The organism is Arthrobacter sp. AFG7.2 (assembly GCF_002892835.1).
Classification (GTDB): domain Bacteria; phylum Actinomycetota; class Actinomycetes; order Actinomycetales; family Micrococcaceae; genus Arthrobacter.
The window spans coordinates 162,380-182,959 of record NZ_PJMB01000002.1; the positions used below are offsets into that span (position 1 = coordinate 162,380).

General features: G+C 62.5%; 26 protein-coding genes. 16 read left to right on the forward strand and 10 right to left on the reverse strand.

Going from position 1 to position 20,580, the window contains the following annotated elements; all coding sequences use genetic code 11:
- Positions 1 to 63 precede the first annotated feature (63 nt).
- Both CXX84_RS04435 and CXX84_RS04440 read left to right on the forward strand, forming a co-directional pair.
- Positions 64 to 633, forward strand: a complete 570-nt coding sequence (locus CXX84_RS04435) for an RNA polymerase sigma factor (protein WP_189337501.1) — start codon at positions 64 to 66, stop codon at positions 631 to 633.
- The gene (locus CXX84_RS04440; protein WP_102975506.1) at positions 630 to 1,454 is read left to right on the forward strand and encodes a hypothetical protein; all 825 of its coding nucleotides are present in this window, start codon (positions 630 to 632) and stop codon (positions 1,452 to 1,454) included. Before CXX84_RS04435 ends, CXX84_RS04440 begins: the two co-directional genes overlap by 4 nt.
- Positions 1,455 to 1,574: 120 nt before the next feature.
- Here CXX84_RS04440 and CXX84_RS04445 read toward each other — a convergent pair whose 3' ends face one another.
- On the reverse strand, positions 1,575 to 2,225 hold the full coding sequence (locus CXX84_RS04445; RefSeq protein WP_223252967.1) for a DUF4166 domain-containing protein: 651 nt from the start codon (positions 2,223 to 2,225) through the stop codon (positions 1,575 to 1,577).
- A 1,040-nt stretch (positions 2,226 to 3,265) separates the two neighbouring features.
- Between CXX84_RS04445 and CXX84_RS19540 the strand changes: the two genes are divergently transcribed.
- Positions 3,266 to 3,694 carry a DUF5956 family protein gene (locus CXX84_RS19540; RefSeq protein WP_102975507.1) on the forward strand — a complete coding sequence of 143 codons (429 nt, stop codon included), beginning with the start codon at positions 3,266 to 3,268 and terminating at the stop codon, positions 3,692 to 3,694.
- A 310-nt stretch (positions 3,695 to 4,004) separates the two neighbouring features.
- On the opposite strand, the gene CXX84_RS04455 is transcribed toward CXX84_RS19540, so the two are convergent.
- Complete coding sequence (locus CXX84_RS04455) at positions 4,005 to 4,292, reverse strand: hypothetical protein (RefSeq protein ID WP_102975508.1); 288 nt, start codon at positions 4,290 to 4,292, stop codon at positions 4,005 to 4,007.
- Positions 4,293 to 4,345: 53 nt separating this feature from the next.
- On the opposite strand from CXX84_RS04455, the gene CXX84_RS04460 reads away from it, so the two are divergent.
- The 5 genes from CXX84_RS04460 to CXX84_RS04480 all read left to right on the forward strand — a co-directional run bounded on the left by CXX84_RS04460 (position 4,346) and on the right by CXX84_RS04480 (position 7,782).
- Complete coding sequence (locus CXX84_RS04460) at positions 4,346 to 4,705, forward strand: PadR family transcriptional regulator (protein WP_102975509.1); 360 nt, start codon at positions 4,346 to 4,348, stop codon at positions 4,703 to 4,705.
- A complete protein-coding gene (locus CXX84_RS04465; RefSeq protein ID WP_146031832.1) occupies positions 4,702 to 5,253 on the forward strand; it encodes a hypothetical protein in 552 nt (183 codons plus the stop codon). Before CXX84_RS04460 ends, CXX84_RS04465 begins: the two co-directional genes overlap by 4 nt.
- A 169-nt stretch (positions 5,254 to 5,422) precedes the next feature.
- The gene (locus CXX84_RS04470) at positions 5,423 to 6,145 is read left to right on the forward strand and encodes an AAA family ATPase (protein ID WP_102975511.1); all 723 of its coding nucleotides are present in this window, start codon (positions 5,423 to 5,425) and stop codon (positions 6,143 to 6,145) included.
- A 69-nt stretch (positions 6,146 to 6,214) separates the two neighbouring features.
- The gene (locus CXX84_RS04475; RefSeq protein ID WP_102975512.1) at positions 6,215 to 7,285 is read left to right on the forward strand and encodes a hypothetical protein; all 1,071 of its coding nucleotides are present in this window, start codon (positions 6,215 to 6,217) and stop codon (positions 7,283 to 7,285) included.
- A gap of 104 nt (positions 7,286 to 7,389) precedes the next feature.
- On the forward strand, positions 7,390 to 7,782 hold the full coding sequence (locus CXX84_RS04480; RefSeq protein WP_102975513.1) for a hypothetical protein: 393 nt from the start codon (positions 7,390 to 7,392) through the stop codon (positions 7,780 to 7,782).
- A gap of 2 nt (positions 7,783 to 7,784) precedes the next feature.
- Here CXX84_RS04480 and CXX84_RS04485 read toward each other — a convergent pair whose 3' ends face one another.
- On the reverse strand, positions 7,785 to 8,210 hold the full coding sequence (locus CXX84_RS04485) for a GNAT family N-acetyltransferase (protein ID WP_102975514.1): 426 nt from the start codon (positions 8,208 to 8,210) through the stop codon (positions 7,785 to 7,787).
- Between the two features lie 45 nt (positions 8,211 to 8,255).
- Positions 8,256 to 8,693, reverse strand: coding sequence for a VOC family protein (locus CXX84_RS04490; RefSeq protein ID WP_102975515.1), 438 nt, complete (start codon positions 8,691 to 8,693; stop codon positions 8,256 to 8,258).
- Between the two features lie 156 nt (positions 8,694 to 8,849).
- Here CXX84_RS04490 and CXX84_RS04495 point away from each other — a divergent pair, with 156 nt between their 5' ends.
- From CXX84_RS04495 to CXX84_RS04505, 3 genes are all read left to right on the forward strand, one after another.
- Positions 8,850 to 9,188, forward strand: coding sequence for a YciI family protein (locus CXX84_RS04495; RefSeq protein ID WP_102975516.1), 339 nt, complete (start codon positions 8,850 to 8,852; stop codon positions 9,186 to 9,188).
- A 32-nt stretch (positions 9,189 to 9,220) separates the two neighbouring features.
- Complete coding sequence (locus CXX84_RS04500; RefSeq protein WP_102975517.1) at positions 9,221 to 10,591, forward strand: right-handed parallel beta-helix repeat-containing protein; 1,371 nt, start codon at positions 9,221 to 9,223, stop codon at positions 10,589 to 10,591.
- Positions 10,592 to 10,751: 160 nt separating this feature from the next.
- Positions 10,752 to 10,964, forward strand: coding sequence for a hypothetical protein (locus tag CXX84_RS04505; protein ID WP_102975518.1), 213 nt, complete (start codon positions 10,752 to 10,754; stop codon positions 10,962 to 10,964).
- 12 nt (positions 10,965 to 10,976) lie between these two features.
- On the opposite strand, the gene CXX84_RS04510 is transcribed toward CXX84_RS04505, so the two are convergent.
- Positions 10,977 to 11,678 (reverse strand): LmeA family phospholipid-binding protein, encoded by a 702-nt coding sequence (locus CXX84_RS04510; RefSeq protein WP_102975519.1) that lies wholly within the window; start codon positions 11,676 to 11,678, stop codon positions 10,977 to 10,979.
- A gap of 48 nt (positions 11,679 to 11,726) precedes the next feature.
- Positions 11,727 to 12,536 (reverse strand): alpha/beta fold hydrolase, encoded by an 810-nt coding sequence (locus tag CXX84_RS04515; RefSeq protein WP_102975520.1) that lies wholly within the window; start codon positions 12,534 to 12,536, stop codon positions 11,727 to 11,729.
- A gap of 206 nt (positions 12,537 to 12,742) precedes the next feature.
- Between CXX84_RS04515 and CXX84_RS04520 the strand changes: the two genes are divergently transcribed.
- Positions 12,743 to 14,341 carry an ABC-F family ATP-binding cassette domain-containing protein gene (locus tag CXX84_RS04520; RefSeq protein ID WP_102975521.1) on the forward strand — a complete coding sequence of 533 codons (1,599 nt, stop codon included), beginning with the start codon at positions 12,743 to 12,745 and terminating at the stop codon, positions 14,339 to 14,341.
- A 117-nt stretch (positions 14,342 to 14,458) separates the two neighbouring features.
- Here CXX84_RS04520 and CXX84_RS04525 read toward each other — a convergent pair whose 3' ends face one another.
- Genes CXX84_RS04525 through CXX84_RS04535 form a run of 3 tightly spaced genes read right to left on the reverse strand, consistent with a single transcriptional unit; the run spans position 14,459 to position 16,038 of the window.
- A complete protein-coding gene (locus tag CXX84_RS04525; protein WP_102975522.1) occupies positions 14,459 to 15,337 on the reverse strand; it encodes an SURF1 family protein in 879 nt (292 codons plus the stop codon).
- On the reverse strand, positions 15,338 to 15,607 hold the full coding sequence (locus CXX84_RS04530; protein ID WP_102975523.1) for a hypothetical protein: 270 nt from the start codon (positions 15,605 to 15,607) through the stop codon (positions 15,338 to 15,340).
- Positions 15,604 to 16,038, reverse strand: a complete 435-nt coding sequence (locus CXX84_RS04535) for a DUF3099 domain-containing protein (protein WP_102975524.1) — start codon at positions 16,036 to 16,038, stop codon at positions 15,604 to 15,606. The genes CXX84_RS04530 and CXX84_RS04535 overlap by 4 nt, the downstream gene beginning before the upstream one ends.
- Before the next feature lie 152 nt (positions 16,039 to 16,190).
- Between CXX84_RS04535 and CXX84_RS04540 the strand changes: the two genes are divergently transcribed.
- Positions 16,191 to 16,916: a beta-ketoacyl-ACP reductase gene (locus CXX84_RS04540; RefSeq protein ID WP_102975525.1), complete on the forward strand. Its 726-nt coding sequence runs from the start codon at positions 16,191 to 16,193 to the stop codon at positions 16,914 to 16,916.
- A 126-nt stretch (positions 16,917 to 17,042) separates the two neighbouring features.
- On the forward strand, positions 17,043 to 17,807 hold the full coding sequence (locus CXX84_RS04545; protein WP_102975526.1) for an SDR family oxidoreductase: 765 nt from the start codon (positions 17,043 to 17,045) through the stop codon (positions 17,805 to 17,807).
- An 85-nt stretch (positions 17,808 to 17,892) separates the two neighbouring features.
- On the opposite strand, the gene serB is transcribed toward CXX84_RS04545, so the two are convergent.
- Positions 17,893 to 18,786: a phosphoserine phosphatase SerB gene (gene serB / locus CXX84_RS04550; protein WP_102975527.1), complete on the reverse strand. Its 894-nt coding sequence runs from the start codon at positions 18,784 to 18,786 to the stop codon at positions 17,893 to 17,895.
- Positions 18,787 to 18,990: 204 nt separating this feature from the next.
- Here serB and CXX84_RS04555 point away from each other — a divergent pair, with 204 nt between their 5' ends.
- Both CXX84_RS04555 and CXX84_RS04560 read left to right on the forward strand, forming a co-directional pair.
- Positions 18,991 to 19,776 carry an ABC transporter ATP-binding protein gene (locus CXX84_RS04555; protein ID WP_102975528.1) on the forward strand — a complete coding sequence of 262 codons (786 nt, stop codon included), beginning with the start codon at positions 18,991 to 18,993 and terminating at the stop codon, positions 19,774 to 19,776.
- A 17-nt stretch (positions 19,777 to 19,793) separates the two neighbouring features.
- Entirely contained in the window at positions 19,794 to 20,579 is a 786-nt protein-coding gene (locus CXX84_RS04560; RefSeq protein ID WP_102975529.1) for a sulfite exporter TauE/SafE family protein, read from the forward strand.
- The last annotated feature ends 1 nt before the right edge of the window (position 20,580 follow it).

Here is a 20,580-nt window from a genome sequence, read left to right on the forward strand (position 1 = left end):
GTGACTGCCAGAATTGTTGGATCATTTGCGACACACCGAGGCATGTGGCGGACAGGTATAGGTATGAATCATCTATCGAGGGCCCCTGACACGGCGGACGCCTTCCGGTCGCTATACGAATCCGCATATGCCGACTTGCTGAAGTTCGTTCAGCGTCGTACTGAGCCAGCGAATGCTGAGGATGTAGTGGCTGAGGCATTTCTTGTCGTTTGGAGGCGCTTCTCTGAAGCGCCGGCGAACCAGAGCCATGCCCGGGCTTGGGTTTTCGGAATAACGCGGAATCTTATGCTGAACGCTCAGCGCGGAGAACAACGGCGTCAAGCGCTAGGCGTCCGGCTCGCTGAAACAACACCTGATTTTTTCAACACCTCTCATGCTGATCTGGTCAGTAGTCGCGTCGATTTGAGCCGCGCCTGGACGCTTCTTTCTGAAGTCCATCAAGAAGCGCTGGGACTCGCCATCTTCGAGAACCTCGAGGCGCCGCAGGCAGCCAAAGTCTTGGGAATCTCGCCTGTAGCTTTCCGGCTGAGGTTGACCCGTGCCAGACGGGCGCTGCGGCTCCTCCTCGACCACCTCCCTCACCATCCTTCCGACATTTCGGCAGCATCACCTGAAAAGGCGTCAACGCTATGAAAAGTGACCAGAACCTCGACTTACTGGTGCGTTCCATGGACGCAGCGGAGCAAGACTCACAGCCGAACCCTGCCCGGGCACAAGCAGATCTCGCCCGCATACTCAGCTCTCGACCAATCCCCGCAGCCCCAAACAGCCGGTTCGAGGATAGCCGCGAGCTGGCCAAACCCAAGGCCAACCGCCGACGACGAGCCGTCACTCTTGGGGGCCTGGCAGCAGCAGTAACGGCCGGGTTACTGGTCATGCCGGCACTTTCAGGAGGTGACCCGGCGTTCGCCACGTGGACCGCAGCACCCGGGACACTTACTGGCTCAAAACGGGACACCGCCGTCTCAGACTGCCTCAACTCAAAACAACATGTAGGCGGCGGCATGTACTCAACCGAACTTTCAACAGCGGAAGTAGCCATCGCCGAGCGGCGGGGAGCCTGGGTGACTGTCGTCCTCAGTGGCCCTGACGGTTTTGAAGCAACATGCACCACCGACGCCACAGCACCCTGGTTCCGCAAAGGAATGATCGGTTCCATCGGAAATCCAAGTAACGCTACGGCACTCCCGGCACGAGGCATCGCTGCTACCCAACTCGGAACCGGAGCAATCGCCGACAAGCCGATCTCAATCGCGTCAGGCCGCGTGGGAACCGACGTTGTAGCCGTCACCTACACCAGCGCTGCTAATGAGGAGGTGATCGCAACTGTCGCAAAAGGTCAGTTCGCCTTCTGGCTGCCTGGAAACGAAATGCAAAATGCCTCTGATCAAGGATTGCCCGTCCAGGTGACCTACACCAATGGCACTACCGAAACTCAACTACTCAACTTCTGAGTGACGGGGGAGGTGTCCTGTCGTTTCGAACAGGGCACCCCGCTGCCTTCCCAAGAAGGTAGCGAAAAACCTTCCCGCAAACGGTTCGGGTGGCGGTCTCCTATTCGCGGCGCTCTTCCCTCACAGGTTTGAGGTGTTCTGGGACGCCACTGGATAGGTGCACGTGAACTCGCCGCGGTACCCAAAGAGAAACCCGAGGATGGGGTTCCGGACCTGCATCTGAATCGTAAACACGCCTCGGGCATCATCAAAGCTCTCGTAGAGGTCTGCCGTGCCTGTGCAGACGGCGGGAAATTCGAACGCCGCGAAGCCCTCGTAGAACCTTTGTGCCGCTGATTGCAGATGCAGTGATCCATCAGCCAGGACCTCCAAAGCGAGGTCAGTAGCAAGGTGCTGGTGGGTGCCGAGGTAGTCAACGATGCCGCCAGTTTGTTTGCTGTGCACCATGGTGGCGTCGAAGCGCCGGCGTTTGGAGTTGCTTAGTTCCAGAGTCCTGACGAAGGTGACGGTAGGGCGGCCGAAGTCATCGTTGTATGGGTAGTTCTCGATCGTGAAAGGAATGTTCTTTCCCTGGTCGGGAAACAGGATGTTGCGGTAGGTGCCCAGTTGCAGAAACGGGACTGTCCACCACGCCCCGCGGCGGACTTCGGAGAAGGTCCCGCGTCCCACGCACGCGTAGCCTGCTTCAGTGTCAACGCCGAAGCGCTTCTGCAGCATCGGGTGCAGACGGTGGAAGTCATGGCCGAGTGCTAACTCAAAAATTGACGCCACGGTTATTCCTGCCCTCCCAGGTTGGCGCTCAGACCCGGTGTGGCTGGTTCAGGCAGATCAGCAAGTGCTGACGGGGCACGCCCGGAACGCGAGTCCGGAGCCTGGCGCAGGCATCGTCCTGCCCTGGGTACGGTCCGGCGGGGCGGCAGCATCAACGAAGCTGCCGCGATTGTCAGGCCCAGTGCTGCGGGGCCGGCGGTTCGTCCTGCCAGGGCTCGGCGGAGCATGACACAGGCGGTTAGAACGCCGCATGACCTGGCTGCGGCATCTATCAGCCAGTGGTTTCGGGAGTCCCTGGGATCGAGCTCGGACTCCGCCCACATTCTCAGGCGGTCAAAGCTTATTGCCGTCGCCCACCCCAAAGCGGGGCGGAAGATCCAACAGTCCAGGGCCCTTCCGAGAGCACCCATTCCCGGCTGATAGTTGTACCCCGTGATGAATCGCAGACCGTCCTCTGTCGGGAGATAGCGCCAATAACCGGAGCCATGCCCGATGGGTGACACAGGGTCAGCAGTGTCGAATATCAAAACCGAGGTGGCCTGCCCATTGGGCCTAAACCGGTGCCCTAGGGATGTGCCCGTTCCTTGGATGACATGTAGGGGAAGGCGGAACTCATAACGGAAATGAAGAAGTCCCTCGTCGTCTTGCTCAATCGGGGTAATTCGGGAGAACCGCAAATCCCATCGAGGGTGCAACGCCGGGTCTTGGCTTAGCCTCCACACCCGATCCATTGCGGCCCGAATGCCAACCTCAACGTAAATCGGCCTGCGTGACATAGCAGCTGTTCTGCGCATTTTTCCCCCACTGCAGCATCATAAAGGGCAGCACTCGCACGACTAAGGCCTACACAACGCACAAGTTCTTATTGCCGGCTCGATCTGAATGCCAGCAAGACCATTGCCCCGTAAAGGGTTCCCAGATAGGGCTTCCCGCAACAGCCGGAACCGGATGCTAACAAGGTCTGAACAGCTCTGGGTGTGCCATCTCCCATGTAGGTTGGGTCTGTGGCTTAGTTTTCATCCCACCCCAAGGATGTGCACGTGTGGAATGAGTTTTTAACCAAGCCCCCGCAGGGCGGTTTCGTTTTACTTCCCGAGAATGGGTGGGAAGCGCTCGTACTTGCCGTCGCTGGCTCAGGCCATGGTGCCCGTTATCCCAAACGCGGCGTTCGCAAGGAGATCTCCGTTGTTACGACAACTGCCGGCTCCACAACGGTCAAGAAAGTCCCCTTCACCGACCAGGACCAAGGGATAATCGACGATTTCCTGGATGAGTACCTTGTGGCAGCGGGGTTTGAGCCTCGCCCAAGGGGCTATGACTGGTACTTGCGGTTGCCTAATGGAATAACGTCGTTTGACGAACTATGCGTTGTCCTCAATGCCGCCCTGGCTGAGGAAAATGCTGGCGGACACCCAGCCCAAGTACGTCCGGTGTTTGAACGAGTACTCGCAAACCTATATACGTACTGATCAGGTTCGGGCGAAGCATTAGGCGCTCCTGGGATGGGCAGGGCGAATCGTTTGGCGGAGCATCATCATCTTACGTGTGCTTCGTATTCTGCATTTCTGGACGTGTGGCTGAACCCGAGTTGCAACGAAGGTGAAGGGTTGAAGTGGCAATACATTTCGATGGTGGTGCCGTGGATCTGCCACTTGGAGGACGCGCTGCCCGAACGATGGGTGGACTCATCCGATGGAGGGCCATACTTTTCGCGAAGCTCTGCATAAATGTCGCGGTATCTGCTCAAGACGAGAGAGCTATCGGCTGACTGATCGACGGCTACAGGTAAACCCTCCGCGCCCAGCTCGGCCAGGCGTCCGGTCGGGTGTCGAGGTCGATGCCTTGCAGACGAATCAAGCAAACCTCATCTGGGAGTCGCGTTACCGCCCAGAGGCTGTGCGAGCGGCCTTGAGAATGCAGACGAATCCATTCGAGCACTTCATCGAGGTCCGCGCCCGAAAGCTCCCACTCCTGTTTCGAGCCGTCTTCGGCCCAGAAGTAGACGCGGTACTTCGGATCGTCGACCTGCAAGGTCTGATCCCGTGAATCGATGAGTTCTGCTCTCATCCAACGACCGTACCTCTTGCACCAGAGCCCCGGTTTGGCCATCCGCTTTCGATATGCCACGACGTAAAGCCGGAACATTGCTTCCACTGGAGGTACGCATCCTTGAGATTGCCAGGAAAGCACAGTCGGACGGCAACCCCATGTATGGGTTTGCCCTGGCGAGTGCGTTGTCGGATGACGCCGGAAAGTCGCTGACCAGTCATGGCACGTTGTACAAGGCGCTGGGGCGTTTAGCCGATGCCGGCCTTCTGGAGACCGAGTGGGAAGATCCCGAGATAGCGGAGGCTGAGGGACGTCCCCGGCGCCACCTGTACCGCATCTCATTGAGGGGGAGTGCTGCGCTGATTGAGGCTCGCACCGTACCTGCCGTAAGCGCGCGCCCGCTGTCGACGCTCCGTCCGGTTCAGCCATGAACTCTCTGCCGGAACTTCCGGATTCGAGAACGATGTCGGCCGTTCTTCGATGGGTCACTTTCTACACACGCTTCACCCCTGCCCGCGTGGCACAGGAGCGATATGACGAGTTGCGTTCAGACCTCTACGAGCAATTCGTTGACGGCAAGCGGCAGGGGCTCTCCCGCGGTTCTATTGATCGGGCAATCGCCGGCCGGGCCCTCCGCGGTCTGGCCGCTGATCTGAGCTGGAGCAGAAAACAGCTCCAACGAAAGGAAACGAACATGAGCAACCCGCAGGCAGCATCAGAACCTACCAACGGTCCTGTAACCATCCGCCTCAGTAGCCTCGTTTGGTTTGTCCTTACGCTTTTGGCGGGGATTGGCCTGGCCACCTCAATCACGGAACTTGTCGAATATGGGGGCAACCGTTTCGGTTTTGTTCCCTGGCCGGGGGCCGGCAACATCAAGATCACGCTCGTCCAGCTCGGTTGCAGTGCCGTTCTCCTCGTCCCGGCCACCATCATCACGGTCAAGAGACTGATTAAGCATCACGCTCGGAACGCCTAAGGGCGTTCAGATCACGCGGGATCCCCGTCTCCCCACACACGCAGGGCACGACCTGAAAGAGGATGCCGGACCCAGCTGAAGTGCAAACGATGTACCGGTGAAGGTCCAGCGACGTAGATGCTCACGATTCCACGGGCGGGCCCGTCAGGGTGCCTGCAACAATGGGCGGGTGCCTATCAACACCTATCCCATCCGGCGGCTGTCAGAGGATCACAGTAATGTGCTGGACCGCAGCCAGTGGCCTGCCGTGTTACCTGCGGTAGCAGCGATTCTGGACGATGGGCTCGATCTAGCGCCCGCCACCATATTTGTTGGTGAGAACGGTGCTGGAAAGTCGACACTGGTGGAAGCGATCGCTCTGGCTTACGGCTTGTCCCCTGAAGGTGGATCAACGGGTGCGCGTCACACGACCAGGTCAACAGAATCAGTGCTTGCCGATCACCTACAGCTCGTAAGGAACGCAGGAACAACTCGACGCGGCTACTTCCTGCGCGCCGAGACGATGCATGGGTTCTTCACCTACCTGGAGAAGAACCCGAGCACGTCACGTCGTGACATCGCCTTCCACGACATGTCCCACGGAGAATCGTTCCTTCAGCTAGCCGTTGACCGCTTTCGTGGAGACGGGCTGTGGGTGCTCGATGAACCGGAATCTGCATTGTCCTTCACCGGATGCCTCACACTCCTGGCTGTACTGAAAGAGCTGTTGGCTGGCGGCCATTCCCAGGTGATCATGTCCACCCACTCGCCACTTCTGGCGTCCCTCCCTGGTGCCCAAATTCTGGAAGTCGGCCCTTGGGGCCTGCGGCCAAACAATTGGGAAGACCTGGATCTTGTCAGGAACTGGCGGTCATTCTTGGAATCGCCAGAACGCTACCTCCGACACATTTAATTAAGAAAGATATCGATCTCAGAATCTTCCGCTCAGGTTTTGCCGGTGGTGCGGTGCGAGGATGATCTGATGACAGCAACTGTTGATCTGCTCCTGCAAGGTCCTCGAGGCCGCCGGCTGTGCCTTGAGTTGGCTATGGGGCTTGATCAGGAGGTTAGAACCGCGGTCTTCTGGTTAGCCCATGAACTTGACAGCGGCAGGGGTACATCCAGGGTTCTGCTGTCCGCTGTTTCCTCCGCTGACGTACAGGTTGAGCCCCCTGCTCCGTCCTTGGAGTGGTTGGCGGCGAGCCTAAGATCTTTGGACTACTCAGACCTGCAAGAAAGTCAGGTACAGGGGGCCCTTGAGCGTTCCGTTGACAGTGCAAGGTATTGGCAACCGCCCGATGGAGAGGACGTCCTGGCCGGACTCGCGGTGGTAGCCGAGGCGTTGTCCCCGGCCGCCGAACAGTTTATCTCCTCGCCCCGTATGCAATGGTGCTTTCAGCCCCGGCAGGTAGAGCAGTGGGCGATCGACTGGCGTCATGCCGACGATCCAGCACCCCTACCGAAAAACCCAGGAAAGACGCTGACAGAATGGGCCCGCAGGGAACGCGCGGAGGAAGCGACGGCGGCACGAGACCGCCCCGGCGATCCCACCGCTAACGTTTCGGGAACCTGGTGGTCCATCCCGCACGGGCTGATACAAACCGTGGGGCAACTCCCTGCCGGGCTTAGCCTGGTGGAAGATTCCCTGGGGTGGGAGCACGCCACCACCGTTCCTGTTCGCGGATCCGGCAAGGTACTTGAGCTAAAGGCAGCAGAGGACTGGGTAAACCTCTGCCGCAAGTTCCCCCTGGAAGTCACAGCGTCCAGGCGTCATGACTGGTTCCACACCACCGGACGACATGGAAGATGGGTAATTCCGAACTGGGAAAAAGTCGCCAGCGAATGGGACGCCGCGCACCTTACAGTCATGGGATACCTCAACGCCGCTGGGCGCCCCCTTGAGGTTGACCTCGAAACTGCAACGGTGATTGCGGGCTGGGACCCTGACAGCACGATCTGGCTCACGGACGTAGCGCGTGAATGGATTGGCCCCAGGCAGCAATGGCAGCGAGACTCGAACCGCGACGAATGGATTCGAGCGCGAAACAAGTGAGCCCTCTTGAATCTAGCCGGGGCCCTGAGCGAGGGAGTAGGCCGTAAGGCTGTGAGCTGAATGTAGGCTGGGTATTCAAGTTGAACGATTGGGGGAGGACAGCTATGAAACGGGTTGTTGAGGTCATTGCCGCAGCCATTATTGCTGCTTCGTTGGCCTCCTGTTCCGCCTCCGAAGCCACCCCGCCGCCCGCAGATGGTGGCACTTTCCAGACCATTGAAGAGTTGAAGGTGGCTGTGAACTCCGCCGGGCTGCCCTGCACGGATATGGTTTTGGACAAACCCCCTTCCAAGTTCGCTGCCGAGTCGGCAACCTGTGGTGAGTTCACGTCCCTTGCGCTCTATAGCGATGACCTGCATTTGCAGTCGCAACTGGATTTCTTGAGGCCAAGCGGACAAAGGGCGGTCAATATCGGTAAGAACTGGACCGTAATAAGCGAAGATCCCAACCGCATCCAAAAAAGCCTGGGCGGGACCGTCCTTCATACGGGCCCGTAACTCTAACGGAACTGTGCAAACACCCGGATCGGTCCCGGACGGAAGTCGGCCCCCTCAGTGAAGCCCATGGCCTCGTAAAAGGACCGTTGCCTTGGTTCGTCGTCGGTAATCAAGACTCTTTGCCGGACGTGTCCATATCTCTCCACGACGCGGGTCAGCAAAGTACGCCCCACCCCTTCTCTCTGGAACGCCGGCCTCACCACGATGTCCTGCACGTAGCAAATGGTCGCGTCGTCGGAGATGGCCCGTGCCAGTCCAACCAGCTCACCGTCCGCAGCACGGGCGGTCACGACAAAGGAGGAACCCTTGATTGCGCTGAGGAGCAGTTCCGGATCTTTGGTGTAGGCATCCCAACGCACAGATTCGTACAGGGACAGTACTTCGGCAGGGTGCAATTCGCTGGAAGAACTTATGGTGTAGCGGGACATCCGACCAGTCTCGCATGGGGCCCAATCTGCCTGCCGATGTGAGTATCAGTCCTTTTGCAGCTTCTCTGCGAGCATCACGATGATGCCGCTGGGTCCGCGGAGGTACGTGAGCTTGTACAGATCCTCGTAGGTTGCCACACCGCGAAGTGGATGGCATCCGTGCCTGGCAGCGACTACAAGAGCCTCCTCAATGTTGTCCACTGAGAAGGCCACGCGGTGCATGCCGATGTCATTGGGCCGAGTTGGACCCGACTCGATCGCCTGCGGGTGGATGTACTCAAAGAGCTCAAGCCGGCCGTAGCCGTCGGGCGTCTGGAGCATCGCAATCCTGGCGTGGTTGCCATCCAGCCCCACGGCGGTGTCCGTCCACTCCCCGCTGACCGTGTCACGGCCGACAACAGTCAGGCCGAGATCGGTGAAAAAGGCGATGGTTGCTTCAAGGTCGCGAACGGCGATTCCGACGTTCTCAAGTCTGATGGCCATGTGCCAAAAACTACCAAGGCGACCAGGATCACGCCATGGGTTCCAAAAGCCAGGCACAGGCCTTCAGCCAGAGGTAAATCATGTTCCGTGGAACCGCAAGGACGTCTCTTTGAAAAAGAGCTGGAGACCCGGCCGCCTGCGTGGCACCATCGGGACATGACCAAATATCTCATCTCTTTCCCCAGTGAAGCCATGGTGCTCACCGAGGATGAGTTCCCGGCCGTCGTCGCCGAATCCCACGCCGTCATCGAGGAAGCGAAGGCTGCGGGCGTCTATGTATTTGGTGGTGGAATCGACGAGAACGTGGATCCGGTGCTCGTCTCCGCAGATGGATCGGTGAGCGCCGGGACTTATCCGCACTCAGAACTGAAAGGTGGCTTCACCGTGCTGGAGCTGCCAAGCCGTGCGGATGCAGTGGAGTGGGCGCGCAAAATTGCAGCGGCCTGCCGTTGCTCGCAGGAGCTCCGGGAATTCATGTACGACCCCGCGAGCTAGCAAGGGCCCGATCCATCAGGAACGTCCCGGCAATGGACCTGCAACGGAGAGACGTTACCCGCCGCACACTGCTCAAAGGCGTGGCGGCGGGCCTGGCAGGCTCCGCGCTGGTTCCCCGTTATCAGGGCGGGGCCCGAGCCACCGGGACCACCCGGTACGTGAGCGTGCTTGGTTCCGACTCCAACCCGGGCACCGAGGCGTCCCCATGGCGTAGCCTCAGACGCATCCGCGCCGCACTCGGCAGCGGGGAGCTGGGCCGTGGAGACAGTGTCCTGCTCAAGCGCGGAGAAACATTCTTCGGCACCCTCTACGAGCCCTCACTTCAGGGAAGCAAGGGCGTCTTCACCCTTGGTGCCTACGGCACCGGGCCCCGCCCCAACGTGGCCGGCTACAAGATCAGCAAAGACGCCTGGAGCCGGCACACCCACCACATCTGGAAGCTGGACATCACGGCAAACTCCGGGCAGTACACCGGCAACACCGCCGCGACGTCCACCAACGCCGGCTTCCTGAAAGTGGCAGGCCTTATCCGTGGCCGGAAGTGTCCACGCCCCGCTGAGCTGGCGAACCAGTGGGACTTCTGCAATGACGCGACGTTCGTCTACGTCCTGTCATCCTTCAACCCCGGTGACGGCGTCGCCATCGCCATCCGGGAGGACGGCCTCCGGCCCGCCTCCAACAGCCTCGTTGAGGGCATCCACATCGAGGGCCATGGCGGGCACGGCATCGCGACCGGCGGGTCCAGGGACATCCATATCAGGGATTGCTTCCTGGAGAACCTCGGCGGCTCCCGGCTCAATCCCGACGGCACCCGGTATGGAAACGGCATCGAGGTCTGGATCGGTGCATCAGATATCACTATCGAGAACAACACCATCCGGGAATGCTATGACGCCGCCTACACCATGCAGGGCACGGCCACCGCTGATGCCAGGTCATGGACAGACATCCACTTTCGGCACAACCACGTCGAGAACTGCAACCAGTCCTTTGAAATGTGGTCAGCAGGTCAGGCCAGCAAAGACTCCGGGCACATCCGCTGCACGTTCAGCGATAACGTGTGCCTCGACGCCGGCTACTCCTGGGCTGCCACCATCCGGCCGGACACGGCAGGGAAGGGTGCGCACGTCATGACCTATGAGACGGCGCTGCCCATGGATGTCGAGGTTACCGGCAACCAGTTCATCGGTGCGCGGGACAGCTACCTGCATAACAGCGTTGACGGGCGCCTCCCCGCCGGGCTGGACCTGCACCACAACATCATCAAGCTCGGCCCAGGAAAAAAGACCGCCTACTTGAACCCGGAAACCATTGAACAATCCGCGCGGTGGCAGTCACGCACTGGCCAGGAACACGGCTCCACGTTCGGCGTACTCACCTCTGACCAATGCATGCCGCCATAAGGAAAGCAGGCGAAGCCTTCGCCTGCGTCCACGTCCCAATGCTCATGATTTGATCAAGATCATTGTTCCAGCGGACGGCAAGGCCTAACGTCGGGTGCATGGCTCATCGTCGAGTCGGAAGGACCCCCCAAGGGGCGGCACCCGAAAGGTCAGTGAACTGATGCGGCAGCGGTACTTCCCCAGCAAGGGCGGATTGGCTGCGGGAGCCCTCATCCTGGTCCTGTCACTCATGGCACAGCCTGTCGAGGCCGATTCGGTAACGGCAAGGGGCCTTCTGGTCACTCTCAGTGCCGTCTTCACCGGCGCCAACCTCGTTGGGCTCCTGGAGCGGCGCCGGCAGCACGAGGACATGGCCAACAAAGAAACCACATAGAAGCGGGCGAAGTTACGGGACGAGCCTGACGTCCTCACCCCTGAGATTGGCACGGAAACCATCACTCTGGACGGCGACGTCCCTGAGCACGAGGCCCTCTGGCAGACCCTCGATTCCATGTTCTATCGTCACGAGCCTGCGCACGATGGCGCCAGTGGCCTGGGAAAGGAATTCGGGCCCGCCAAAGTCTATGGAGCGCGGCTCAAGGACGAGCTTCCCGGCACCGTTTACCTTGACCGTCCCGATAGCCGTGACGCGCAGTTCGCGGCCCAGGGCCTCAACAGTGCGGACCACCATGGCCTGGCCACCGTCGGCTGCACCCACCACAGTCCCATTGCCCAGCTCGTCAGCAACGGCCTCAAACGGGACGGTTGCGTCCACCGAGAGCCGGGCAGCCACCACCCCGTCCGGTCCGGTGACCACATCCTGCCCGACGGCCCTTACATCGCGGAGCACTGAGCCCGCCATCACCACCGTCCCGGCGTCCAGAGCAAGGTCACCGAGCCACACGTCGTCATCACGCAGATCGGCGGGAGGTTCTGCTGCAGGCGGGCGCGCCGCACCCGGCGTCGCCGACGGCGACGGCTGGGACGATGCTTCACCTCCACCAGGCGGATCGCTTACCACCCACCATAGGATTCCAACAGCGATCACCAGGACGAGCACCATCCCGGCAGCACCGATCAGCCAGTCCTTCGCACGAGTCCACGCCATGAGGACAGTCTGACGGCTCCGGGTCCGGGGCGCGAACCCTGAGACGGGTCATACCAGCAAGAACGAGCGGAGAGCGGCGATCCAGAACTCAAAGGCGTCAAGGTGGCTGTCATGGGATGCGCCCGCCAGTTCCACCCGGTGGACGTTGCGCCCGCGCTCGCAGAACTCGGATTTATCAGCGGCAGCGAACATGCCATGCTCTCCGTAGACCACGAGTGCCGGGACGGTGATCCGCTGCCACTCATCCCAGCGGGGCGGGATCAATCCCTTCATTATGGAAACCATCACGTCAGCTTCAAACCGTGGCCACAGCCCGTCCGGTCTTTCCTCCAGGTCAGCCACCCACGCCTGCGCCAGGGGACCGTCCCCAAGGAACTCCCGTGCTGCTGCCGTGCTGGTAAAGGGCAGCGGCCAGGACCGGAAGTAGTCCCCCAAGTGTTCATTGCCGGCCTCGCTGTCACCGCCGGTGCCGCTCTCAAGAAGGACCAACCGGGACACGAGCTCAGGATGTCCTGCCGCCACCAGCATCGCGGTGTGCCCGCCCATGGACTGGCCAACGAGCGTAACGGGTGCGCCAACCACTGTTTCAATAACGCGGACGACGTCGGCCACGAAGGCTTCGCGTGAAAGGTCACCGGGCCGCCTGGTGCTTCTGCCGTGGCCACGGAGATCGATCAGGACGTTCCTGAACTCCGGCAACGCCCGCGCCGTCTCGATGAACTCCATTGCGCTGCCGGCCAAGCCGTGAAGGATGACGATGGGCGGACCTTCAGGCGGCCCCAGCTCGAAGCCGTGAATGCGGACCCCGGACCCGGTATCCACCGCAAAGGGCCGGGCAGGGGATTCCGTAGCGCTCATGGCGTCAAGGCTAACCCGGACCCCTCCCGCGGGAAGGAACGGGGCACGGGACAGCTGCCCGCCCAGCCGTCAGTGGGGCAGGGTTCTCCAGCCATGGCGCCAGCCGGTAGACTTGGGTGGGCCGTTCTCCGGCCACTCTGCCCCGGCTCCCTCCCAGCATCGTGCGAGGGCTGCGGCGTTCCCTGTTGTGAAAGGCCTTACCTGCTGTGATTACTGTCCAGGATCTTGAACTGCGTGCCGGCGCCCGGCTGCTGATGGATCAGGTGAGTTTCCGTATCGACAAGGGAGACAAGATTGGTCTCGTTGGCCGCAACGGTGCCGGGAAGACCACCCTCACCAGGGTCCTCGCCGGTGAAGGGCTGCCGGCCGCAGGCAAGGTGACGCGTACCGGCGAAATCGGCTACCTGCCGCAGGATCCCCGCACCCCGGACATGGAGCAGCTCGCGCGGGACCGGATCCTGTCCGTCCGCGGCCTGGATATCGCCGTCGGAAAGCTCCGCACTGCCCATGAAGAGATGGCCAGTGAGGACGCCACAGTCCAGCGCAAGGCGATGAACCGCTATGACCGGCTCGAATCCGAATTCCTGGCCGCCGGTGGGTATGCAGCCGAAGCGGAAGCCGCAGCCATCTGCTCCAACCTTGCGCTGCCGGACCGCCTGCTGAACCAGCCGCTGAAGACCCTTTCCGGCGGTCAGCGCCGCCGTGTTGAGCTCGCCCGTATCCTGTACTCGGACGCCGAAACCATGCTCCTCGACGAGCCCACGAACCACCTCGACGCCGACTCCATCGCCTGGCTCCGTGACTTCCTCAAGAACCACCAGGGCGGGCTGATCGTGATCAGCCACGACACCGAGCTGCTCGAAGCCACAGTCAACAAAGTATTCCTGCTCGATGCCAACCGCGCGCAGATCGACTTCTACAACATGGACTGGAAGCGGTACCTCACCCAGCGCGAAACCGATGAGCGTGCCCGCAAGCGCGAGCGCGCCAACGCCGAGAAGAAGGCCCAGGTCCTGTTCGACCAGGCAAACAAGATGCGCGCCAAGGCCACCAAGGCCGTGGCAGCACAAAACATGGCAAAGCGCGCCGAGCGCCTGTTGAGCGGGCTGGAGGCTGTCCGTGAGCAGGACCGGGTGGCAGCGCTGCGGTTCCCGGACCCTTCACCCTGCGGGCGTACGCCGCTGACCGCCGAGGGCCTCAGCAAGTCCTACGGTTCGCTGGAGATTTTCACGGACGTGGACCTCGCCATTGACCGTGGCTCCAAGGTTGTGATCCTCGGCCTCAACGGTGCCGGCAAGACCACCCTCCTGCGGATGCTGGCGGGGGTGGACCAGCCTGACACCGGTGATGTCATTGCCGGCCACGGCCTGAAGGTGGGCTACTACGCCCAGGAGCACGAGACGCTCGACGTCGAACGCACCGTCCTGGAAAACATGCGCTCCGCAGCCCCGGACATGAAGGACGCCGAGGTTCGCGGCATCCTCGGCTCGTTCCTGTTCTCCGGGGACGACGTCGATAAGCCCGCCGGAGTCCTCTCCGGTGGTGAGAAGACACGCCTCGCGCTGGCCACCATCGTGGCTTCGAGCGCCAACGTGCTCCTCCTCGATGAGCCCACCAACAACCTGGACCCGGCCAGCCGCGCCGAAATCCTGGGCGCCCTCAAAAACTACAGCGGCGCTGTGGTCCTGGTGAGCCACGACGAGGGGGCAGTCGAAGCCCTCAACCCCGAGCGCGTTGTCCTGCTGCCCGACGGTGTTGAAGACCACTGGAACGAAGACTACCTGGACCTGATAACCCTGGCTTGAGCCTTCCCGCTGCCTGCGTTACCTCCGCTTCGCGGCGTAGGTCATTTCCCGCGTGCTGGCTCGTTCCTCGCCTTTGATGCACGCTACATAAATCGCCTGCGTCGCTGCGCGTGTGCCTCAGTAGCCCTGAGCGTCCAAGAGGGCGTCTTCCTCTTCCTCTGACGTCGCCTTCCGGCGCTTCCGCGGGGCAGGCGTCGGACGACGTCGGGGTGCCCCGGCTGCCGTGCGCGGCGCACCCTCCGGGGACTCGTCGTCGTCCTCGGCGTCAATAGCGGCGTTGCGGGCCTGCTGCCGGGCGGCGTAGCCGAAGCCGACGAACATCAGCACGCCGAAGGCGAACCACTGCAGCGAGTAGGACAGGTGCGTCCCCTCCTCGGTGGAGGGCTTCGGAAACGGGAAAGGCATCTCCGCCGCGGGCGGCGTCTCGGAGGCGAGCTGGCCGTATGCCCCGGCAAGCAGGGGATACCCGAGCTGCCCGGAATAGGCGGCGAGGTCGATGGAGGCCAGTTGGCCTTCGGGGGCGCCGCGCTGCAGTTCGGGCTCAGGATGCTTTAAGCGGACGACGGCGGTCACGTTACCGGCGGGCGGTTCCGGCACCGCGTCGGGGGCGCCGGGGTTCTTGTTGCCGATGGGCAGCCACCCCCGGTCCACCACGACGGTCTCCCCGGTGTCCAGGCGGAACGGGACAACCACCTCGTAGCCCGGCTGGCCGTTGAGCGGCCGGTTCCGGACTACACGCTGGCCTTCAACGAGATAAGTGCCCGTCAGCTCCACCTGGGTCCACTCCATGGCGGGGTCAAGGGTGTTGAATTGTTCCCTAACCTCAGCAAACGGAATGGGTGCTGCAGAGTAGTTGGTCACCACGCGGTTGATTTCAGCCAGGGTCTCGGCGCGCCGGTCCATCTGCCAGCGGCCCAGGAAGACGCATGCGGACGCAAAGATGGCGGCCAGCAGGAGGTAGCCCAGCCACTTGCTGGAGAACAGGAAACGGTACATTCAGCGGCCCTTGCCCGGGTCACGGGGCGCAAGCAGATCCTCGAGGGGCAGGGTTTCCTTCCAAAGCCCCCGCGTCTGAAGGTAGTCCTCCAGCCAGTCCCGGTGATCGGCGCAGGCGAGCCAGATCTTGCGGCGCTCGGGGGAGTGGATCTTCGGGTTGTTCCACAGGAGCTGCCAGGATGCCTGCGCCCGGCAGGCCTTCCGGGAACACATCGCACCCGTTTCGGCCGCCGCCGGAGTGGTCCCGGCGGCGAAATCAAAAATGCTCATGATGCCTTCCGCTCCTGCCCGGGTGTCGTTTCGTCGTCGTCATCAATCAGTTCGCCCTGCAGGACCTCCAAGCCCGGCTCCCCGCTGGCAGCCGGAGCCGGCGGGCTGTCCAGTTCGGCCAGCGGCGCTGAATCCAGCAGCGAATCACTGTGGCCCTCCGCCTTGTCGTCGCCATTGGCGATGATCACCGCAATCCATGGCAGGAAGACCGCTCCGGCGACCGGAATGATCTTGAACCACCCGTCCACCACGAAGATCAGGACCAGGCAGACCATGCGGATCCCCATGGCAATCGCGTACTTGATCATCCGCTGGCGCATGTCCTCAGAATGGGCTCCCGCGGCGTCCGTGATGCTGTGGACTTCCGGATCGTTGGAGAGCCGGTCTGATTCTCCAGGCACGGATTGTCCCGCATGGTTTTCAAGGGTCACGGTGATTTATCACGCTCCAAAGGCTTGTACTAATTATCTCACCATCAGCAGTGGCACCCAAACGCGGGCTACGGCGGGCGCTAAGATCGAAGTCAGCCAAATCACCCCCACCACCGCGGCCCCAGCGCGCCGCAGAATCCCGGAGCCTTTACATGACTGAAGCAGCCACCGCCCCCCGCAGCGTCCTGGTGACCGGCGGCAACCGCGGCATTGGCCTGGCCATCGCCGAGGCCTTCCTGGCCAACGGCGACAAGGTGGCCGTGACCTACCGCAGCGAATCGAAGCTGCCGGAGGGGATCCTGGGCGTGAAGGCCGACGTTACTGACGAGGCTTCAGTGGACGCCGCGTTCAAGGAGGTGGAGGCTGCCCATGGTCCCGTGGAGGTCCTGGTGGCCAACGCCGGGATCACCAAGGACACCCTGCTGCTGCGCATGAGCGAGGACGACTTCACGTCCGTCATCGACACCAACCTCACCGGCGCCTTCCGGGTCATCAAGCGCGCTTCCAGGGGCATGATCCGGCTCCGGAAGGGCCGCGTTGTCCTGATCTCCTCTGTGTCAGGCCTGTACGGTGCTCCCGGCCAAATCAACTACTCGGCTTCGAAGGCAGGCCTGGTGGGCATCGCCCGCTCCCTGACCCGTGAACTCGGTTCGCGCGGGATTACCGCCAACGTGGTGGCCCCGGGCTTCATTAACACGGACATGACGGCCGAACTCCCCGAAGCCACCCAGAAGGACTACCTCAGCAGCATCCCGGCCGGCCGCTTTGCCGAGGCCACCGAGGTTGCCAACGTGGTCCGCTGGATCTCCAGCGACGAGGCCGCCTACATTTCGGGGGCCGTCATCCCCGTGGACGGCGGCCTGGGCATGGGTCACTGACCGGCGCCGGAAAACTAGGAGCGCGGCGGTTCTTTGTGCAGGTCACACAAGGGAATTGCCGGGGGCCGCTGGCATGATGGACTGCAGGCCATCAGCAATTTAGACGTTTCAGACAAAGGAGCCCGCATGGGACTGCTGGATAACAAGACTGCCATCGTGACCGGATCCTCACGCGGTATCGGCGCGGAGGTGGCAAAGAACCTGGCACGCGAGGGCGCCGCCGTCGTGGTGAACTACCGCCAGAAGGCGCCGCGCGCCAACAAGGTTGTCCAGGGCATTGAGGCCGACGGCGGCCGTGCCGTGGCCGTCGGCGCGGACCTCACCACCCAGGAAGGCGTGCACGCCCTGGCGTCCGCGGCCATGGAAAACTTCGGTTCCCTGGACATCCTGGTGCTGAACGCATCAGGTGGAATGGAAACCGGCATGGGCGAGGACTACGCGCTGAAGCTGAACCGCGACGCCCAGGTCAACATGCTCAACGCTGCCGTGCCCCTGATGAAGGAAGGGTCGCGGGTGGTTTTCGTGACCAGCCACCAGGCCCACTTCATCAACACGGTGCCCACCATGGAGGCCTATGAGCCGGTGGCCCGCAGCAAGCGCGCCGGTGAGGACGCCTTGCGCGAACTCATCCCCAACCTTGCGGAGAAGGGCATCACCCTGGTGGTTGTCTCCGGCGACATGATTGAGGGAACCGTCACGGCCACGCTGCTTGACCGCTCCACGCCGGGCGCCATCGAGGCCCGCCGCGCGGAAGCCGGCAAGCTGTATTCCGTGGAAGAGTTCGCTGAGGTTGTGGCCGGCATGGTTACGGCCGACGTCGAATCCGGCCACACCGAATACGCCGGCGGCGCTGACTACTTCGGCAAGGGTGCTGACCAGGCCACCAGCTAGGCCTGATTCTTAAACGCCGGATGGCCCGTCGCAGCGCGACGGGCCATCCGGCGTTTAAGGAGTTACTTCTGCCGGAGCCCTGATTTCAGACGCCGGCGACGTGCCGGACCGCATCGAGGTACGGCATGTTGACGGCGGCGTCGGCCACGGCCCGCACGGCGGGCTTTGCATTGAACGCTATCCCGATGCCGGCCGCGCCGAGCATGTCCAGGTCGTTGGCGCCGTCGCCCACGGCCACGGTGTGCTCCAGGGCGATACCTTCGGCGGCCGCCCACTCGCGCAGGTACTTTTCCTTGGCCGCCCGGTCCACCACTGCGCCGAGCACCTTGCCCGTCAGTGCGCCGTCGATGATCTCCAGCTCGTTTGCCTGCCAGTAGTCCAGGCCCAGCTCGGCGGCTATCGGCTCCAGGATCTGGTTGAACCCGCCGGACACCACGGCAACCACATGGCCGGCGGCCTTGAAGGCGGCCACCAGTTCGGTCGCTCCCAGGCTCAGCTTCACTTCATGGCGGACGGAATGGACGACGTCGGCCGGCAGCCCCGCGAGCACCGCCACCCGGGCGTGCAGGCTTTGGGTGAAGTCCAGCTCCCCGCGCATGGCGGCTTCGGTGACCGCGGCAACCTCCTCGCGCTTTCCGGCGTAGGCGGCGAGGAGTTCGATGACCTCCTGCTGGATGAGGGTGGAATCCACGTCCATGATCAGGAGTTTGCGTTCTGCCGCCCGAAGTGCGGCCGGGACGAGTGCCGTGTCGAGCCCGCTGATTTCCGTCCGGGCGACGGCGTGGCGCAGCCCGGCGAGCCCGGCGGCGGTGGCGTCCGGAAGCTGAAGTTCAACCGTATGGACCTGGTACCGCCCGTCCCCTGAGGAGGCCTCGGACAGCTGGGTGGCCCCCTGGGAGGTAAAGATGGAACGGAGCTGCTCCAGCGCTGTCGGAGACACATTCAGGCCATAGCTGACCGCAGTCGCGTTCGAAGTCATGCCTGCAATCTTAGCCAGCGGGGGAGGGGTCCCTGGAATTCATTGCGCAGTGCTGGTTGGGTGAGGCAGGCGGGGGCCGGGGCTGCGCCGCCGCCGAACAAAATCAGCGCCGCAGACAGGGGCTGATCAGGCCGCCAACCAGGTTTCGGTGTTACCTTGCCCCGGTTATCAGTCGGCCTCTTTTTTGTCCTAGTGTCTACTCCTATGAGTGATGTTCTGGAATTGGCTTCCGTCAGCGTTGTCCGAGGTAAAAAGACCCTGCTGGACAAGGTTGACTGGGAGGTCAATGAAGGCGAACGCTGGGTGATCCTGGGCCCGAACGGCGCCGGCAAGACCACGCTCCTGCAGATCGCGGCCGCGCGGCTGCATCCCAGCAGCGGCAAAGCCGGCATCCTCGACGAAACCCTGGGCCGTACCGATGTCTTCGAGCTGCGTCCACGTATCGGCTTATCCTCCGCCGCGCTGGCCACGCAGATTCCCGAACAGGAGAACGTCCTCAACGTGGTGGTCACCGCTGCATACGGCGTTACCGGCCGCTGGCGTGAGGGATACGAGCGCGACGACGAGCGGCGGGCTTTCCGCCTGCTCAACGACTGGGGGATGGGTCCGCTCCTGAACAGGACGTTCGCCACCCTGTCTGAAGGCGAGCGCAAGCGCGTCCAGATCGCCCGCGCCCTCATGACCGATCCTGAACTGCTGCTGCTTGACGAGCCCGCAGCCGGCCTGGACCTGGGCGGCCGCGAGGAACTCGTCCACAAGCTCGGAGAACTGGCCCAGGATGAAGCCGCCCCGGCCATGGTCCTGGTGACCCACCACCTCGAGGAAGTACCCCCGGGCTTCACCCACGCCATGCTGCTGCGCGATGGCGGAGTGGTCGCCGCAGGGCCCATCACGGATGTCTTGACCGCTGACAACCTCAGCAAGACTTTCGGGCTGGACCTGGACGTGAGCGTCAACGCCGGCCGGTACACCGCCGTCGCCCGCCGCTAGGGCGGCAGCGCAGCACCTTGGATCTTCTCAGCAGCATCTTTGTGTCCATCGCCGGCCTCTGGGCCGGCACCATCAACGCCGTGGTGGGCTCCGGCACCCTTGTGACGTTCCCCGTGCTCATCGCCCTGGGGGTCGCCCCGGTGGTGGCGTCCATGAGCAATGCCATGGGACTTGTCTTCGGCACGGCTGCCGGAGCGTTCGGTTACCGTCGTGAGCTGAAGGGGCGCGGACGGCAGCTGATGCGCCTCCTGCCGGCATCACTCCTGGGCGGCATCTCCGGCGCGTGGCTGCTCCTGCACCTGCCTGAAGAGGTCTTCCACTACGTCGCTCCCGTCCTGATTGTCCTTGCCCTCCTGATGGTGGTGTTCCAGCCCCGGCTCCAAACGTGGGTCCGTTCCCGTGAAGAGAACCCGGAGCACGCCGTGCGGGACAAACAGCACGGCGTCCTCCTGGTGGTCCTGGTGTACCTGGCCGGCGTGTACGGCGGCTACTTCGTGGCTGCGCAGGGGATTCTCCTGGTGGGCATCCTGGGCGTCTTCCTCACCGGCACCATCCAGAACGCCAACGCCATGAAGAACATCCTGGTGCTGGGCGTGAACCTGGTGGCCGCCGTATCCTACGTGCTCTTCGCGTTCGACCGGATCAACTGGCTTGTGGTGCTCCTGATCGCCGTCACGTCGAGCATCGGCGGACTTATCGGGGCAAAGGTGGGCCGCCGGCTCCCACCCACGGTGCTGCGCGGGGTGATCCTGGTCCTGGGTGTGGTGGCACTGGGATTCATGATCGCGAATCTGCTGAAATAAT